16 protein-coding genes are annotated in these 16,034 nt (G+C 60.2%); 6 read left to right on the top strand and 10 right to left on the bottom strand.

All coding sequences use genetic code 11. The features are described 5' to 3' along the window. Window positions 1-8: 8 nt before the first annotated feature. The 3 genes from rsfS to AFK24_RS13650 all read right to left on the bottom strand — a co-directional run bounded on the left by rsfS (window position 9) and on the right by AFK24_RS13650 (window position 2,458). Window positions 9-431 carry a ribosome silencing factor gene (gene rsfS, locus AFK24_RS13660; RefSeq protein WP_020289603.1) on the bottom strand — a complete coding sequence of 141 codons (423 nt, stop codon included), beginning with the start codon at window positions 429-431 and terminating at the stop codon, window positions 9-11. Between the two features lie 73 nt (window positions 432-504). Then, a complete protein-coding gene (gene nadD, locus AFK24_RS13655; RefSeq protein WP_020289604.1) occupies window positions 505-1,152 on the bottom strand; it encodes a nicotinate-nucleotide adenylyltransferase in 648 nt (215 codons plus the stop codon). A 34-nt stretch (window positions 1,153-1,186) separates the two neighbouring features. After that, the gene (locus AFK24_RS13650) at window positions 1,187-2,458 is read right to left on the bottom strand and encodes a glutamate-5-semialdehyde dehydrogenase (protein ID WP_065833704.1); all 1,272 of its coding nucleotides are present in this window, start codon (window positions 2,456-2,458) and stop codon (window positions 1,187-1,189) included. Window positions 2,459-2,787: 329 nt separating this feature from the next. Between AFK24_RS13650 and AFK24_RS13645 the strand changes: the two genes are divergently transcribed. After that, window positions 2,788-3,459 (top strand): DNA-3-methyladenine glycosylase, encoded by a 672-nt coding sequence (locus AFK24_RS13645; RefSeq protein WP_065833703.1) that lies wholly within the window; start codon window positions 2,788-2,790, stop codon window positions 3,457-3,459. A 3-nt stretch (window positions 3,460-3,462) separates the two neighbouring features. Continuing rightward, window positions 3,463-4,779, top strand: a complete 1,317-nt coding sequence (locus AFK24_RS13640; RefSeq protein ID WP_065833702.1) for a bifunctional DedA family/phosphatase PAP2 family protein — start codon at window positions 3,463-3,465, stop codon at window positions 4,777-4,779. 21 nt (window positions 4,780-4,800) lie between these two features. Here the strand turns inward: AFK24_RS13640 and AFK24_RS13635 are convergent, their stop codons facing one another. From AFK24_RS13635 to AFK24_RS13625, 3 genes are read right to left on the bottom strand one after another with little or no spacing between them, the layout of a single operon-like run. Then, entirely contained in the window at window positions 4,801-5,391 is a 591-nt protein-coding gene (locus AFK24_RS13635; protein WP_065833701.1) for an LON peptidase substrate-binding domain-containing protein, read from the bottom strand. Between the two features lie 12 nt (window positions 5,392-5,403). Continuing rightward, a complete protein-coding gene (locus tag AFK24_RS13630; protein ID WP_065833700.1) occupies window positions 5,404-6,120 on the bottom strand; it encodes an LrgB family protein in 717 nt (238 codons plus the stop codon). Continuing rightward, window positions 6,117-6,479, bottom strand: coding sequence for a CidA/LrgA family protein (locus tag AFK24_RS13625; RefSeq protein ID WP_065833699.1), 363 nt, complete (start codon window positions 6,477-6,479; stop codon window positions 6,117-6,119). Before AFK24_RS13625 ends, AFK24_RS13630 begins: the two co-directional genes overlap by 4 nt. A 213-nt stretch (window positions 6,480-6,692) precedes the next feature. Here AFK24_RS13625 and AFK24_RS13620 point away from each other — a divergent pair, with 213 nt between their 5' ends. The 3 genes from AFK24_RS13620 to AFK24_RS13610 all read left to right on the top strand — a co-directional run bounded on the left by AFK24_RS13620 (window position 6,693) and on the right by AFK24_RS13610 (window position 9,679). Then, the gene (locus tag AFK24_RS13620; RefSeq protein ID WP_065833698.1) at window positions 6,693-7,148 is read left to right on the top strand and encodes a MaoC family dehydratase; all 456 of its coding nucleotides are present in this window, start codon (window positions 6,693-6,695) and stop codon (window positions 7,146-7,148) included. A 138-nt stretch (window positions 7,149-7,286) separates the two neighbouring features. Continuing rightward, window positions 7,287-9,011 carry a C13 family peptidase gene (locus AFK24_RS13615; protein ID WP_065833697.1) on the top strand — a complete coding sequence of 575 codons (1,725 nt, stop codon included), beginning with the start codon at window positions 7,287-7,289 and terminating at the stop codon, window positions 9,009-9,011. A 26-nt stretch (window positions 9,012-9,037) separates the two neighbouring features. Further along, entirely contained in the window at window positions 9,038-9,679 is a 642-nt protein-coding gene (locus tag AFK24_RS13610) for an oxidoreductase (protein WP_065833696.1), read from the top strand. Window positions 9,680-9,796: 117 nt separating this feature from the next. On the opposite strand, the gene AFK24_RS13605 is transcribed toward AFK24_RS13610, so the two are convergent. The 4 genes from AFK24_RS13605 to AFK24_RS13590 form a co-directional block, all read right to left on the bottom strand. Beyond that, window positions 9,797-10,081 carry a YceK/YidQ family lipoprotein gene (locus AFK24_RS13605; RefSeq protein WP_065833695.1) on the bottom strand — a complete coding sequence of 95 codons (285 nt, stop codon included), beginning with the start codon at window positions 10,079-10,081 and terminating at the stop codon, window positions 9,797-9,799. Beyond that, entirely contained in the window at window positions 10,074-10,703 is a 630-nt protein-coding gene (gene ubiX / locus AFK24_RS13600) for a flavin prenyltransferase UbiX (protein WP_065833694.1), read from the bottom strand. Before ubiX ends, AFK24_RS13605 begins: the two co-directional genes overlap by 8 nt. Then, a complete protein-coding gene (gene mpl / locus AFK24_RS13595) occupies window positions 10,700-12,049 on the bottom strand; it encodes a UDP-N-acetylmuramate:L-alanyl-gamma-D-glutamyl-meso-diaminopimelate ligase (protein ID WP_065833693.1) in 1,350 nt (449 codons plus the stop codon). Before mpl ends, ubiX begins: the two co-directional genes overlap by 4 nt. Before the next feature lie 197 nt (window positions 12,050-12,246). Then, entirely contained in the window at window positions 12,247-14,157 is a 1,911-nt protein-coding gene (locus tag AFK24_RS13590) for a sigma-54-dependent Fis family transcriptional regulator (RefSeq protein WP_065833692.1), read from the bottom strand. A gap of 315 nt (window positions 14,158-14,472) precedes the next feature. Between AFK24_RS13590 and exaC the strand changes: the two genes are divergently transcribed. Continuing rightward, window positions 14,473-15,993 carry an acetaldehyde dehydrogenase ExaC gene (gene exaC, locus AFK24_RS13585; RefSeq protein ID WP_065833691.1) on the top strand — a complete coding sequence of 507 codons (1,521 nt, stop codon included), beginning with the start codon at window positions 14,473-14,475 and terminating at the stop codon, window positions 15,991-15,993. The last annotated feature ends 41 nt before the right edge of the window (window positions 15,994-16,034 follow it).

Raw genomic sequence — 16,034 nt, 5'->3', positions numbered from 1 at the left:
ACGACCTCTTACTGCTGGTCTTTGTTGAGCTTGTTGAAATGCTCATGGCCGACTTCAGGGCTGTGGTGTTTGGCATCCGCCGCACGGCTTTGCTCAGCACCCTGCCACAGACGCTCAAGGTCATAGAACTGACGGGCATTGGCGGTCATCACGTGAACGATGACGTCACCCAGGTCCAGCAGCACCCAGTCGCTGTCGCCCTTGCCTTCTTCGCTCAACGATTTCAGGCCGGCAGCCTTGACCTTGTCACGCACGCTATCAACCAGTGCGTTCAACTGACGGTTGGAAGTACCGGTGCAGATCAGCATGTAATCGGCGATGCTGGTTTTGTCGCGTACATCGATGGTTTGGATGTCGGTGCCTTTGACGTCTTCCAGTGCTGCGATAGCAATCTGGACGACTTCTTCACTGCTCATTTTTTGCTTTGTCATAAAAAACTCAATTTGCTCGTATGTGTGGAAACGCCAAAACGCTTATCGATCAAAGCAGTTGTGGGGCGTTCCCTCAGTTTTTCGGCGCATGGTACAGCCCGTGCGCTTCGATATAGGCCAGTACCGCGTCTGGCACCAGATAACGTACCGACTTCCCGCTGGCCAGCAGTTGGCGGATCTGGGTGGCAGACACGGATAACGGTGTCTGCCAGACGAATGTAATTTGTCCGCCCGGCCCTTTCAGGGCCTTCGGATCGCTGACTGCGCGTGCCGCCAGCAGATTGCGCATGGCATCCGGCGATTCGCTGTCCGCGTCCGGGCGCTGCAGCACCACGATATGGCAGTGCTCCAACAGTTCATCCCAACGATGCCAAGTCGGCAGCCCACAAAAGGCATCCCAACCCAGCAACAGGAATAACTGGTCCTGCGCGGCCAGTTCGGCTCGCGTCGACTCCAGTGTATCAATGGTGTAGGACGGCTTGTCCCGCTTCAGCTCACGGTCATCCACCGTCAAGGGCGGCACGCCGACAACCGCGCACTCGACCATCGCCAGACGGTCCTGCGCAGATACACTCGGCGTATCGCGATGGGGCGGCCGGGCGCTGGGCGTCAGGCGTAACTCATCCAGTTCAAGCAACGCGGCGACTTCCAGCGCCCCGCGCAAATGACCGATGTGCACTGGGTCAAAGGTGCCACCCAGAATCCCGATGCGTTTGGGCATAAGCGCAGCGGCGTGCCGTTCAGGCTCGCTCAAGTCAGGCTGGCTCCTGTCCACGTAACTGACCATCACCGATCACGATGTACTTCTCGCAGGTCAGACCTTCGAGACCGACCGGACCGCGGGCGTGCAGCTTATCAGTAGAAATGCCGATCTCGGCACCCAATCCGTATTCGAAGCCATCGGCGAAGCTGGTCGGCGCGTTGACCATCACCGAACTGGAGTCGACTTCGGCCATGAAGCGCCGCACTTGTCCCTGATGATCGGAGACGATGGCATCGCTGTGATGCGAGCCATAGTGATTGATGTGTTCAATGGCCTGATCCAGCCCCGTCACGATACGGATCGACAGAATCGGTGCCAGGTACTCGGTATTCCAGTCTTCCTCGGTCGCAACGTTCGCCTCGATCAACTCGCGGGTACGCTCGCAACCGCGCAGTTCAACGCCTTTTTCGCGGAACTGGGCAGCCATCTGCGGCAGGAACTCGGCTGCGATGGTCTGATCGACCAGCAGGGTTTCCATCGCGCCACATATCCCGTAACGATAAGTCTTGGCGTTGAAGGCAATGCGCTGAGCTTTCGGCAAATCCGCATGAGCACTGACATACACGTGACAAATACCGTCCAGATGCTTGATGACCGGCACCCGCGCATCTCGGCTGACGCGCTCGATCAAACCTTTGCCGCCACGAGGAACGATGACGTCGACAAACTCGGACATGGTGATCAACGCACCGACGGCGGCGCGGTCAGTAGTTTCCACCACCTGAACGACGGCAGCCGGCAAATCGGCTTCGGCCAGGCCGCGCTGGATGCAGGCGGCAATTGCCTTGTTGGAATGAATCGCCTCGGAACCACCGCGCAGGATGGTCGCGTTGCCGGACTTCAGGCACAGGCTCGCGGCATCGATGGTCACGTTGGGCCGCGACTCATAGATGATCCCGACCACGCCCAGTGGCACGCGCATCTTGCCCACCTGAATACCGGACGGACGAAAGCTCATGTCGCGGATCGCGCCGATCGGGTCCGGAAGGTTCGCTACCTGACGCAACCCGACGATCATGCTGTCGATCCGTGCGGGGGTCAGGGCCAGACGCTCGAGCATTGCCGGCTCTAGACCATTGGCGCGGCCGGCGGCCAGGTCCATGTCATTGGCAGCAGACAATTGAGCGCGGGCGTCATCCAGAGCGGCAGCGGTGGCCAATAGCGCGCGGTTTTTCTGCGCAGTGCTGGCACGGCCGATCACTCGCGAAGCTTCGCGGGCGGCTTGACCCAGGCGGGTCATGTAGTCAAGAACAGACTCAGTCATGGTCTCAGAGGTCTTGGCATAGAGGAAAGCGGCCGATTATAGCTGTCAAGCGCCGCTAACGACAGCGGTGACAGGCGGATGGTCGAGAACAGTGCAAAAACGGGCTTCGAGGGATCGTTTTGTGGGCAGATTGTCCTGAAAGGCGATCCGTTGGGGCGAGGCTTGCCCGCGAAGAACGATAACGCGTTAGGTCTGGTGTACCGAGGCGCCAGGTTCGCGGGCAAGCCTCGCTCCAACGCGGTGCCTGACTCAAGCCGACACTATTCAGCTCCAATTAAGATTGAGGTTGCTATCATCACGGCCCACCCGCCGCCACTTCATGTGCCCCCATGCCTGACGCCCTTCCCGACAGTTTTTTCCATCGCGATGCACAAGTGCTGGCCCGAGCGCTGCTGGGCAAGGTGATTCGACACAAGGTAGGCGAGCTCTGGCTGGCGGCGCGGATTATCGAGACCGAAGCGTATTACTTCGTCGAGAAAGGCAGTCACGCTTCGCTGGGCTACACCGAGAAGCGCAAAGCGCTGTTTCTCGACGGTGGCCACATCTATATGTATTACGCCCGGGGCGGCGACTCGCTGAACTTCAGTGCCGAGGGTCCGGGCAATGCGGTGCTGATCAAATCCGCCTTCCCGTGGGTCGACGACGTGTCGGACGCCAACAGTCTTGCGCAAATGCAATTGAATAACCCGGACGCCAGCGGCGCGATCCGCCTACCCGAACAACTGTGTGCCGGTCAGACCCTGCTGTGCAAGGCGCTGGGCCTGAAAGTGCCAATGTGGGACGCCAAGCGCTTCGACCCTGACTTGCTGCTGGTTGAAGATGTGGGCCAAACCCCCGAACAGATCATCCAGACCACACGACTGGGCATCCCGACCGGCCGTGACGAACATCTCCTGTACCGCTTCGTCGATGCCCATTACGCGCGCTTCTGTACGCGGAACCCGCTGCGGCGCGGTCAGGTCGAAGGCCGCGACTACTTTTTAATCGATCAAGGAAACTGACCCATGGGGCCATGGCTCGATAGCATCACCGGTTGGCTGGCGGCAAACCCTTCGTGGCTGAGCGTGGCCATTTTCGTGGTGGCATTTATCGAGTGCCTGGCCATCGCCGGGATCATCGTGCCCGGCACGGTTTTGCTGTTTGCCGTCGCCGCGCTGGCGGGTAGCGGCGTGCTGCCGCTGGGGGAAGTCTTGCTGCTCGGGTTTGTCGGCGGATTGCTGGGCGATGCGATTTCTTATTTCCTGGGCCGCAAGTTTCACCAAAACATCCGCCGCCTGCCGGGCCTGCGCCATCATCCCGAATGGATCGGCGGCGCCGAGACTTACTTTCAGCGCTATGGCATAGCCAGCTTGCTGGTCGGGCGCTTCATTGGTCCGCTGCGGCCCATGCTGCCGATGGTGGCTGGCATGTTCGACATGCCATTCCCGCGCTTCGCTGCAGTCAGCGTCATAGCTGCGGCGGGATGGTCGATTGTCTACCTGCTGCCGGGTTGGGCCGCAGGTGCGGCGGTTCGTCTACCGTTACCGGAAGGTTTCTGGCCGCAGGCGGCGGTGGTCGGTGGCGGCATGGCCGTGCTGCTCGCCGTGGCTGTGCAAAGCAGCCTGCGCGCCAAGCGTTACGCGACCAAGGCCATTGCGCTGGTCGCCGGGATCATGTTGGGCGGCCTGTTTCTGGGCTGGCCGTACCTGACCCAGTTCGATAACGGGTTGATGACTCTTGTGCAGGAACATCGCAGTGCTGCAGCCGATGACTTTGTGATCGTCGTGACCGGGCTGGGAGATTTCCGCACGCAATTTTTCGCCGCAGCCCTGTTGCTGGCCCTGCTGCTGATTACCAAACAATGGCGTCATGCACTGTTTGCCGGGGCCACGACTCTGGGTTGCGCCATCGTCAATGGCAGCATGAAATACATCTTCGCCCGCTCCCGCCCGGAAGTGCTGCTCGAACCCCTCACCACTTACAGCATGCCCAGTGGCCATAGCTCAGCCGCGTTCGGCTTGTTCATGACCCTGGCGGTGCTGGCCGGTCGCGGGCAGCCGGTGCGTTTGCGCCTGACGTGGCTACTGTTGGGCGGCATACCAGCGCTGTCGATTGCCATGTCTCGGGTGTATCTGGGCGTTCACTGGCCGACAGACGTGCTGGCTGGAATGATGCTGGCGTTCTGCGTATGCGCCGCCAGTCTGGCCTTCGTCCAGCGTGACACTTCGCTGAATGCCCTGCCGGTGCGGGTCTGGTGGCTGATCCTGCCGGCGCTGGTCGCGCTGTTCAGCGCCTTTGCCTTGCATTCGCTACCCCATGCGATCCTGCGCTATCAGTATTGATGCTCAACGCAGGCCGGCAGCTCAGGCCTGCAGATCGCCTTGCATTTCATCGAGCAGATCCTGGATCGCATCGAGACGCTGTTCCGCGTCATCGATTTCCAGTAGCTCGATCTTGTCTGCTTCGGTGAACGGCAGCAGATACGCCAACTGATTGGCCAGCGATTGTTGACCATTGGCGGTCAGGCCCATGTTCAGCGCGGCCACCATGGGATGCTCGGCCAGGGCGGCGAGCAAGGCGACCAGATCGGCATCTTCTTCCTGTAATGGCCGTTCCTGAGGTTCGTCCAGCCATTGCACTTGGGCGATCAGCAATTGGTCGCGCTGGGTCTCGGTGCTGAGCACGCGAAAACGCCGTCCGCCCTCCACGCGGATACCAAGCAGGCCATTGTCCTGCTGCTGAAAATCACGCACCAAGGCCTCGCAGCCGATCAGCGAATAACCCACCGGCGCATCGCCGACCTCCTTACCTTCGGTAATGCACACCACGCCAAAGCTTTCGCCTTGTTTCATGCAGCGGCTGATCATGTCCAGATAGCGCGCCTCGAACAATTGCAGATCAAGCACGCAACCCGGAAACAGCACAGCGTTAAGTGGAAAAAGCGGCAACGTCATACCAGAGCACCTTTAAACGACCAAAGACACCGCGATTGGCAAAAACAATGCGGTCGCGACACCCATCAGACTCATTGCCAGCGCAGCAAACGCGCCGCACTCCTCACCTTCCTGCAACGCCGCTGACGTGCCCACCGCGTGGGCCGTAAGGCCCAGCGCCATACCTCGGGCAGCGGGGCTTTTCACACCCGCCAAAGTCAGCAGACCTGGACCGAATATTGCCCCAATCACGCCAGTAATCAACACGAACACCGCCGCCAGCGCCGCCACACCGCCGATCTGCTCGGCGACCAGCATGGCAATGGGCGAAGTTACCGACTTGGGCGCCATGGTCATCAGAATCATGTGATCGGCGCCAAACAGCCAGCCCAACAGCACGCACAGCCCGGTGGCGAAGACGCCGCCCACTACCAGCGTAGTTAAAGTCGGCCACAACAACTGTCGAATCCTGCGCAAATTCAGAAAAAGCGGCACCGCCAGCGCCACCGTCGCAGGCCCGAGAAGAATGCTGAGAATTTCCGTGCTCTTGCGGTATTCGGCGTAGCTCACGCCGCAGCTAAGCAACACCACAATGAGCAGCAGCATCGACACCAGCACCGGCTGCAAAAACACCCAGCGGGTTTTTTCGTAGCCGGCCAGCACCAGCTGATAAGCGCCAAGGGTGATCGCGATGCCGAACAACGGATGATGAATCACCGACATCCAGGCACCGTGCCAGTCGAGACTCATGACGGCTCCTGGCGGCGCGCCTGACGGTCGATAAGTTTTTGCATCAGCCATCCGGCGAACGTCAGGGCAATCAACAGCGACAACACCAGCGAACCCACGATGGCCCAGAAATCCTCGGCAATGGCCGCGGCGTAGACCATCACGCCCACGGCGGGCGGCACCAGCAGCAACGGCAGATAGCGCAGCAGACTGCTGGCCGCCAGGCTGATCGGCTCGCTGACCTCGCCGCGAACCATGAGATACACCAGCATCAGCACCAGCCCGATAATCGGCCCGGGCAGTATCGACAAAAACAAATGATTGAGCGCAGTGCCGAGCAATTGGAACAGCACCAGCCAGGTCAAACCCCGTAACAACATAAAAAGCTCCAGCAAATCGGCGGCGACATTATAGGCACGCAGCCATGATGGCTATGGATCGGCATTCGCAAAGCTGCACTTGGCTAACCATCCCTTGACCAATCCTCAACCCTCTGCTGATCTTGGATTTCACTTGCGAAGGCAAAATCCTACGCAAAAAGATGAAAAAGCAGTAATACAAAAAAGAAAACGAACAAGACAAGGAGAGTGCCTATGCCGTTTGTACCTGTTACTGAGCTCAAGAATTATGTCGGCAAGGAGCTGGGATATTCCGAATGGCTGACCATTGATCAGGAGCGCATCAACCTGTTCGCCGAAGCTACAGGTGATTTTCAGTTCATTCACGTGGACCCGGTCAAAGCCGCCCAGACGCCGTTCGGCGGGACCATCGCCCATGGGTTTCTGTCACTGTCGCTGATTCCCAAGCTGATGGAAAACCTGCTGGTGATGCCCGAAGGCTTGAAGATGGCCATTAACTACGGCCTGGACAGCGTGCGCTTTATCCAGCCAGTCAAAGTCGACTCGCGCGTTCGTCTAAAAGTCGACCTCGTCGAAGTGACCGAGAAAAAACCCGGTCAATGGCTGCTCAAAGCCACGGCCACACTGGAGATCGAGGGCCAGGAGAAGCCAGCGTTCATCGCTGAACCCTTGTCCATGTGCTTCGTGTAACACTGTTAAATCACGAAACAGTCGTTACAGACTGTTTCGCCTCTCTTCCTGGCTGCGGCATACTCCCACCGGCTGTGCGATGGCGCCCGCTCGGGCACATTCGAAACTCGCCTGGCTTTAAATTTTTCGGGATCTACCATGCGCGCGCTTGTTCCACTGGCTCTGTCACTCCTAATCGCTGCCTGCGGTGACGGCGAACCGCTGCCCCCTCCCGACGCACGCCTGCCCGACGGCGGACGTTATCGCGGCGACGTGGTCAATGGCTTGCTGCAAGGCCAGGGCCGGATCGATTACCCCAATGGCAGCTGGTACGCCGGGCAATTCCAGAATGGCCAGTGGCATGGCCAGGGTGAATGGCACGCGAGCAATGGCGACGTCTACAAAGGCGGCTTCGCCAATGGCCTGTTCGATGGACACGGCACGCTGACCACCAGCGGCGGCAGTTACGTCGGCGGCTTCAAGCTGGGCCGCCGCGAAGGCGAAGGCACGCTCAAAGAGAAAGGCCTGACCTATCGCGGCGCATTCAAGGCTGACCAATACGACGGCCTGGGTCGCCTCGAACTCGATGACGGCAGCCAGTATCAGGGCCAGTTCTCCCGCGGCAAGCCGAACGGCGAAGGCCAGCGCAGCGACGCCAGCGGCAATCAATTCAGCGGCAACTTCGTCAATGGTCAGCTGCAAGGCATCGGCAGCTTCAACAGCGCCGATGGCGATCAATACGTTGGCGGATTCATCAACAACCAGCTCAACGGTCACGGCCGCTATGAAAACAGCGACGGCGACGTGTGGGTCGGGATGTTCAAGGATGGTGCGCTCAACGGCCGGGGTGAATTGATCGGCACCGATGGCAGCCACTATGTCGGCGAATTCAGCGGTTGGAAATTCTCCGGACAAGGCCGTCTGCGACTGGCCGATGGCAGTACTTACGTGGGCGAGTTTGCTGATGACACTTATCAGGGCCAAGGCGTCCTGACCTCTGCGCAAGGCACGGTGCAGAGCGGTTTCTGGGTCAACAGCCAGCGCGTGCGTGACGCCCAGGGCAAACTTCTGCCTGACGCACTGGAAGTCGGCATGCTCGCCCAAGGCCCGCTGCTGGAAAAAGCCCTGGCCGCGGTGCCCGTTTCAACCCCTGCTGTAGAGCTGTTCACGTTGGTGGTGGGCGGCGACGGCAAGCAAAGCGTATTTCTGCGCGAGGCGGACTTTGTCAGCAACCTGCTGGCCTCGCGATTCGGCGCTTACGGCCAGATCAGCCTGGTCAACCATCGCGACCACATGATTGATCGGCCATTGGCGACCCGGGAAAACATCAGCCGCGCCATGCGCACCCTCGCGCAACGCAGCGGCCCGGAAGACCTGGTATTCATTTACCTGACCAGCCACGGCACCCAGGATCACGAGCTGGTTCTGGATCAGCCGCGCATCGAACTCGCGGATTTGCCCGCCGATGAGTTGGCAGCGGTCATGGCGCCCCTGAAAAACCGCGACAAGGTCGTGGTAATTTCGGCGTGCTACTCGGGCGGCTTCATTCCGTCACTCAAAGACGAGCGCACGTTGGTGATGACCGCGTCGCGAGAAGACCGGGTTTCCTTTGGCTGCTCGGAAGAAGCCGACTTCACTTATTTCGGTGACGCGCTGTTCGCCAAGGCACTGGTTGAAACCGACGACTTGCAACAAGCGTTCAATGCGGCCAAAGATACCGTGGCCGAGCGTGAAATCGCTGACAATTTCGACGCTTCCGAGCCTCAGATCTGGGCGCCCAAAGGCGTCATCGCGCATTGGAATCTGCTGCGCAAGAGTCAGGCGGAACGTGCACTCAATACGGTATCGACTCGCAAGGAAGCGAAGACCGTCGGCAGCCACTAAGCTGTCGTCTATCAAGGGAGGACTTTATGTACTTGACGCCGCAACACATCCTGCTCGCCGGTGCCACCGGCCTGACTGGCGAACACTTGCTGGATCGCCTGCTCAATGAACCCACGGTCAGCCGCGTGCTGGCCCCGACCCGACGGCCGTTGGCCGAGCATCCGCGACTGGAAAATCCCGTGGGTGAGTTGACGAGCCTGCTGCCGACCCTGAGTGGCCAGGTCGATATCGCTTTCTGCTGCCTGGGCAGCACCATCAAACAGGCCGGTTCGCAGGAAGCTTTCCGCGCGATCGATCTGGATATGGTGGTGGCTTTTGGCAAACGCGCCCGGGAAATGGGCGCGCGGCATTTGGTGGTGATCAGTGCCATCAATGCAGATCCAGGCTCCAGCGTGTTCTACACCCGTACCAAGGGTGAAATGGAGCAGGCGCTCAAGGCGCAGGACTGGCCGCAGCTGACCATCGCCCGCCCTTCGCTGCTGGTGGGCAATCGCAATGAAACGCGCCTGGCCGAACAACTCGCCGCGCCCATCGCCAAGCTGATCCCCGGTAAATACGGCGCCATCGAGGCTTGCAGCCTGGCCCGAGCGCTGTGGCGTCTGGCCCTGGAAGAACAACCCGGCGAACGGGTTGTGGAGTCGGATGAGTTGAGGAAGTTGGGGAAGTAGCGCGGAACGCTGAATTGAGCCCTTGTGGGAGCGAGCTTGCTCGCGAAGACGTCGGTGAGCTCAACCCCTATGTCTGGGCCTTGAATGCCTTCGCAAGCAAGCTTGCTCCCACCTCGCCTACAACCCACCCGTCGCCTGAAACCCAACCCCCAACGCGGTCAGCAGCGACAACGGCAGCAGCAAGGTATCGAGCACCGCGCTGCCGGGCAGATCGAGCCCCGGATAGCTCGGCGCTTCGGCACCAAAACGATCCATCGCGCAACAACCACCCCGCATCGCATACAAATCCAGCCGCGTCCCGGCATACACCACTGGCGCGCCGGGTTGCGCCGCGTTGAGCGTGCGGGCGGTGGCGCAGCCGGTCAGGGTCAGCGCCAGGGCAATCAGCAGCAGCTTATTCATCAGCGCTCAAATGATGTTCGCCCCAACGCGGCAGCATGTCTTGCGGGATGTTCAGCAGGTTGAGGATTCTGGCGACCACGAAGTCAATCAAGTCGTCGATGGTTTGCGGCTGATGATAAAAGCCGGGCGATGCCGGAAGAATCACCGCGCCCATGTTCGACAACTTGAGCATGTTCTCCAGATGAATGCTGGAAAACGGCGCCTCACGCGGCACCAGAATCAGCTGCCGACGCTCCTTGAGAGTCACATCCGCAGCGCGCTCGATCAGGTTATTGCATGCGCCGGTGGCAATCGCCGACAGGGTCCCGGTCGAGCATGGCACGACGACCATGGCGCTGGGCGAGCCTGAGCCCGAGGCCACGGGCGACATCCAGTCTTCCTTGCCATACACGCGAATCTGCCCCGCTGCCGCGCCGGTGTATTCGGTAAGGAACGCCTGCATCATGGTCGGTTTAGGTGGCAGCAAGACATCCGTCTCGGTCGCCATCACTAGCTGCGCGGCCTTGGAAATCAGGAAATGCACTTCGCGATCTTCACGCACCAGACAATCAAGCAGGCGCAGGCCATATTGCGCGCCCGACGCGCCGGTCATGGCAACGGTGACGCGTTCCGGGCCGTTCATTGCAGTGCCTCGGCCAGTTTGCCGTGCAGGCCGCCGAAGCCGCCGTTGCTCATGATCACGATGTGCGTGCCCGGCTGTGCCTGGCTTTTCACCCGGGCAATAATCCCTTCCAGCGAATCGCACACCACGGCGGGCACTGAACACAACGCGGCGGTTCCGGCCAGATCCCAGCCCAGATTGGCCGGGGCATACCACACCACTTGATCAGCCTGCTGCACGCTTTCCGGCAGGCCGTCGCGGTGGGCGCCAAGCTTCATGGAGTTGGAACGCGGCTCGATGATCGCGATCAGTGGCGCATCGCCGATTTTCTTGCGCAGGCCATCGAGGGTGGTGGCGATAGCGGTCGGGTGGTGGGCGAAGTCGTCATAGATGGTGATGCCGCGCACTTCGGCCACCTTCTCCATGCGCCGCTTGACGCTTTTGAACGCGCTCAAGGCTTCAACGCCCATGGCTGGCACGACGCCAACATGGCGCGCGGCAGCCAGAGTTGCCAAAGCGTTGGCCACGTTGTGCTGGCCGGTCATGTCCCACTCGACCACACCTTGCAACTGGCCTTCGAAAATCACTTCAAAACGTGAACCGTCTTCGCTGAGCAAGCGCGCCTGCCACTGGCCGTTCTGACCGGTGGTTTGTACCGGCGTCCAGCAACCCATTTGAATGACCCGCGTCAGCGCCGGTTCAGTGGTGGGATGAATCACCAGGCCTTCACTTGGAATAGTGCGCACCAGGTGATGGAACTGCCGCTCGATAGCGGGCAGATCAGGGAAGATGTCCGCATGATCGAACTCAAGATTATTGAGGATCGCGGTGCGCGGGCGGTAATGAACGAACTTGGAACGCTTGTCGAAAAACGCGCTGTCGTATTCGTCCGCTTCCACCACGAAAAACGGCGTGTCACCCAAACGGGCCGACACCGCAAAATTCTGCGGCACGCCGCCGATCAGGAAACCAGGGCTCATGCCCGCATGTTCCAGCACCCAGGCCAGCATGCTGCTGGTCGTGGTTTTGCCATGCGTGCCGGCCACCGCCAGCACCCAGCGACCTTGCAACACGTGATCGGCGAGCCATTGCGGGCCGGAAACGTAAGGCAGGCCTTTATTCAGCACGTACTCGACCGCCGGATTGCCCCGCGACAACGCGTTGCCAATCACCACCAGATCAGGTGCGGGGTCGAGCTGCTCCGGGCCGTAACCCTGAGTCAATTCGATGCCTTGAGCCTGCAATTGCGTGCTCATCGGCGGATAAACATTGGCGTCGGAGCCGGTGACCCGATGGCCCAACTCTTTGGCGAGCACCGCCAGCGACCCCATGAAAGTGCCGCAAATACCAAGGATATGAATATGCATGACCACCTCTTAAAACATCCGCGCAGGTTAGCTCAGGGGCGGTGAAATGGCACTTAGTGTTTGTGGGGGCGGATTACGGTCCTCAAATGAAATATCTTCCGTTGGAGCGAGGCTTGCCCGCGAATCGGAGTCCCAATCGATACATCTATCGCCTGAAACAATGCCTTCGCGGGCAAGCCGCGCTCCAACGGCTTGGGTTATCTCGCAATCCCATGCTTGCGCAATTTTCGATACAACGTATTACGGCTGATCCCCAGCTGCCGGGCGCTGTGGGTCATGTGCCAGCGATGGGACTCAAGTGTCGAGATCAACGCGCTGCGCTCGGCGTCCTCCAGCGGATGATCAACCACCGACGTCGCCGCGACTGGCGCAGCGCCAAGACGAATGGCTGCCGGAAGATCGTCAAAACAAATCCGATTCTCTTCACATAACGCAGCCAAAGTGCGCAACACCGTGCGCAGTTGCCTGACGTTACCCGGCCAGGCAAAACCCAATAACGCCTGGCGCGCCTTGCCGTCTATGGTCAGGCGTTGCCCGGCAGATTCCTGTGTCAGCAAAAAGTCCAGCAGCTGCGACTTGTCGCTACGCTCACGCAAGGCGGGCAACGCCACTTCCAGCCCATTGAGCCGGTAATACAAATCCTCACGGAAGCTGCCATCGGACACGCGTTCCAGCAGATTCCGGTGGGTTGCGCTGATAATTCGTACATCCACCGCTTGGGGTTCTCCACCAATCGGCACTACCAGACGATCTTCCAGCACCCGCAGCAAGCGGGTTTGCAGGGCCAGCGGCATGTCGCCGATTTCATCCAGGAACAACGTGCCGCCGTCAGCCTGCTGCAGTTTGCCGCGCATGCCTTCCTTGCGCGCGCCGGTAAAACTGCCGCCGCGATAGCCGAACAGTTCGCTTTCGATGAGGCTTTCCGGGATCGCCGCGCAATTCAGCGCGACGAACGCCTTGCTCGAACGCAGGCTGGCCTGATGCACGGCCTTGGCAAAAGCTTCCTTGCCGGAGCCGGTTTCGCCATTGATCAATAAAGGTACGTCGCGCTCGAAGACCCGTAGCGCTCGGCGAAAATCGTTCTGCAATGCCTCATCGCCCAGACAAATACCGCTCGGCGGGACAGTTTGGGTCGCAGCCTGGACTACCCGCGCCGTCGGGCCTTTCGCAGTGCGCGGCAGTTGCCCACGCAAGGCGGCGAAGAATCCGCGACCGTCGCGGGTGCGCATGGGCCAGCTGGTATGCGCCTCAGGACTGGCGCGCCCCAGCAGTTCGCTGAGTGAACAGTCAAAAAACATGTCCACCGGCTGACCCAGCAGCTGACTGCGCCCAAGGCCCAGCAGGTTCAGAGCACTCTGATTCAGCGCGCTGATTCGGCCTTCGCCATCGAACGCCAGCAGCCCCTCGCTGAAAAGCCCGACCGATTCGGATTGCACGTGAAAACGCAGCAACCACTGGTCTTCAAAATGATGGCGGAAATAGCTGCTCTCGATGAGTTTCGCCGAAAGGTTGACCAGCGCCATGGTGTGAAACTGGCTTTGCCGCGACACATCATCGCGCGCCGAGGACACGTCGAGAACAGCGAGCAAATCGCCATGAGGATCGAAAACCGGACTGGCCGAACACGTCAGGCCGGTATGACGGCCACGAAAATGTTCGTCGCGATGAATGGTCAGCGGCTGGCGTTCTACCAGGCAGGTGCCGATGCCGTTGGTGCCTTCGCACGCCTCGCTCCAGTCAGCGCCCAGCCACAACCCGGCGCGTTCGAAAACCGTACGCTCGGCAGGCGCGGTGACGCAGTTGAGGATCACGCCACGCGCATCGGTCAGCAATACGGCATGGCCGTCTGCCAACTGTTGATGCAGGCTGCTCATTTCCTGACCGGCGACGCTCAGGACTTGCTGCAAACGCTGGCGGCTTTCCAGCACGCGATCATGTTCGAGCACCACTGGCGCAGTGGCGTGCGCGGGGTCGAGATGGTAATCGTCCAGGCAACGCAGCCAGGAACGGACGATGGACGGGTCGCTGCCAGGGCCGCGCAATTGCGCCTCGCCTTTGGCGACCGTCAGGACTTGTTGTGCGTGCCGGGTCAGATGATTGCTGTGCACTTTTTATTATTCTCCACTTTATCGTTTTCCACGGGAGTTACCGCCCAGCATCCTCCAGCCGGTCGGCCTTTGCAATCGCACCACCATTGGCTTTGGCCAGCCGTATCGAAACTGGCACAAAGTGTCACGCAACCTTGCTCCACTGGTGGCACAGCGCGATCCCAACAACTGCCGTTCATCCATGCGCAAGCCCCTAAATCGGCGCTTTGGACGCAGTGGCCCGCCCTTTGCTCTACGCTTTAACAAGTGCAACCGCGCGTTGTCACCCCCGCTTCGTCGCAGCTCCCCCAACAACAAGAATCAGGAGATAACACCATGCGTTACGCACATCCCGGTACCGAAGGCGCTCTGGTCAACTTCAAGGAGCGCTACGGTAACTACATCGGCGGCGAGTTCGTGGCCCCGGTCAAGGGTCAATATTTCACCAATACTTCGCCGGTCACCGGCAAGCCGATTGCTGAATTCCCGCGCTCCACTGCCGAAGACATCGAAAAAGCCCTGGACGCCGCTCATGCCGCATCCGAAGCCTGGGGCTCGACCTCCGTGCAGGCCCGCTCCCTGGCACTGCTGAAAATCGCCGACCGTATCGAGCAGAACCTCGAAGTCCTGGCCATCACCGAAACCTGGGACAACGGCAAGGCCGTCCGCGAAACCCTGAACGCCGATATCCCGCTGGCCGTTGACCACTTCCGCTACTTCGCTGGCGTACTGCGGGCCCAGGAAGGCAGCGCAGCAGAAATCGACGGCAACACCGTCGCCTATCACATCCATGAACCGCTGGGCGTGGTCGGTCAGATCATCCCGTGGAACTTCCCGATCCTGATGGCCGCCTGGAAACTCGCTCCGGCCCTGGCTGCGGGTAACTGCGTCGTGCTCAAGCCCGCCGAACAGACGCCGCTGGGCATCACCGTGCTGATGGAACTGATCGGCGATCTGCTGCCGCCCGGTGTGCTGAACGTGGTTCAAGGCTATGGTCGCGAAGCCGGCGAAGCACTGGCCAGCAGCAAGCGTATTGCCAAGATCGCGTTCACCGGCTCGACGCCGGTGGGCTCGCACATCATGAAACTGGCAGCCGACAACATCATCCCGTCCACCGTGGAGCTGGGCGGCAAGTCGCCGAACATCTTCTTCGAAGACATCATGAGCGCCGAGCCTGAGTTCATCGACAAGGCCGCTGAAGGCATCGTGCTGGCATTCTTCAACCAGGGCGAAGTCTGCACCTGCCCGTCCCGCGCGTTGATTCAGGAATCCATCTATCCGCAGTTCATGGAAGTCGTGATGCAGAAGGTGCTGAAAATCAAGCGTGGCGACCCGCTGGACACCGAAACCATGGTCGGCGCCCAGGCTTCGCAGCAGCAATTCGACAAGATTCTTTCGTACCTGGAAATCGCTCAGGGCGAAGGCGCCGAGCTGCTGACGGGCGGCAAGGTAGAAAAACTGGAAGGCGACATGGCGACTGGTTACTACATCCAGCCGACCCTGCTCAAAGGCAACAACAAGATGCGTGTGTTCCAGGAAGAAATCTTCGGCCCGGTGGTCAGCGTCACGACCTTCAAGGACGAAGCCGAAGCCCTGGCCATCGCCAACGATACCGAGTTCGGCTTGGGTGCTGGCCTGTGGACTCGCGACATCAACCGCGCCTACCGCGTCGGCCGCGCAATCAAAGCCGGTCGCGTGTGGACCAACTGCTATCACCTGTACCCGGCGCACGCCGCGTTCGGTGGCTACAAAAAATCCGGCGTCGGCCGCGAAACCCACAAAATCGCGCTTGAGCACTACCAGCAAACCAAAAACCTGCTGGTCAGCTACGACATCAACCCGCTGGGCTTCTTCTAAACCCGGCTGTTTGACCGCCAATGGCCTCTTCGGAGGCCATT

This window comes from Pseudomonas syringae, assembly GCF_001698815.1.
GTDB lineage: Bacteria > Pseudomonadota > Gammaproteobacteria > Pseudomonadales > Pseudomonadaceae > Aquipseudomonas > Aquipseudomonas syringae_A.
The sequence above is the reverse complement of the archived record's forward strand: the minus strand, read 5'-3'. Positions and strand labels throughout refer to the sequence as shown.

Bases quoted from the DNA above. Each gene is read 5' to 3' on its own strand.
- rsfS (WP_020289603.1), bottom strand. From the start codon at position 431: ATGACAAAGCAAAAAATGAGCAGTGAAGAAGTCGTCCAGATTGCTATC.
- nadD (WP_020289604.1), bottom strand. From the start codon at position 1,152: ATGCCCAAACGCATCGGGATTCTGGGTGGCACCTTTGACCCAGTGCAC.
- AFK24_RS13650 (WP_065833704.1), bottom strand. From the start codon at position 2,458: ATGACTGAGTCTGTTCTTGACTACATGACCCGCCTGGGTCAAGCCGCC.
- AFK24_RS13645 (WP_065833703.1), top strand. From the start codon at position 2,788: ATGCCTGACGCCCTTCCCGACAGTTTTTTCCATCGCGATGCACAAGTG.
- AFK24_RS13640 (WP_065833702.1), top strand. From the start codon at position 3,463: ATGGGGCCATGGCTCGATAGCATCACCGGTTGGCTGGCGGCAAACCCT.
- AFK24_RS13635 (WP_065833701.1), bottom strand. From the start codon at position 5,391: ATGACGTTGCCGCTTTTTCCACTTAACGCTGTGCTGTTTCCGGGTTGC.
- AFK24_RS13630 (WP_065833700.1), bottom strand. From the start codon at position 6,120: ATGAGTCTCGACTGGCACGGTGCCTGGATGTCGGTGATTCATCATCCG.
- AFK24_RS13625 (WP_065833699.1), bottom strand. From the start codon at position 6,479: ATGTTGTTACGGGGTTTGACCTGGCTGGTGCTGTTCCAATTGCTCGGC.
- AFK24_RS13620 (WP_065833698.1), top strand. From the start codon at position 6,693: ATGCCGTTTGTACCTGTTACTGAGCTCAAGAATTATGTCGGCAAGGAG.
- AFK24_RS13615 (WP_065833697.1), top strand. From the start codon at position 7,287: ATGCGCGCGCTTGTTCCACTGGCTCTGTCACTCCTAATCGCTGCCTGC.
- AFK24_RS13610 (WP_065833696.1), top strand. From the start codon at position 9,038: ATGTACTTGACGCCGCAACACATCCTGCTCGCCGGTGCCACCGGCCTG.
- AFK24_RS13605 (WP_065833695.1), bottom strand. From the start codon at position 10,081: ATGAATAAGCTGCTGCTGATTGCCCTGGCGCTGACCCTGACCGGCTGC.
- ubiX (WP_065833694.1), bottom strand. From the start codon at position 10,703: ATGAACGGCCCGGAACGCGTCACCGTTGCCATGACCGGCGCGTCGGGC.
- mpl (WP_065833693.1), bottom strand. From the start codon at position 12,049: ATGCATATTCATATCCTTGGTATTTGCGGCACTTTCATGGGGTCGCTG.
- exaC (WP_065833691.1), top strand. From the start codon at position 14,473: ATGCGTTACGCACATCCCGGTACCGAAGGCGCTCTGGTCAACTTCAAG.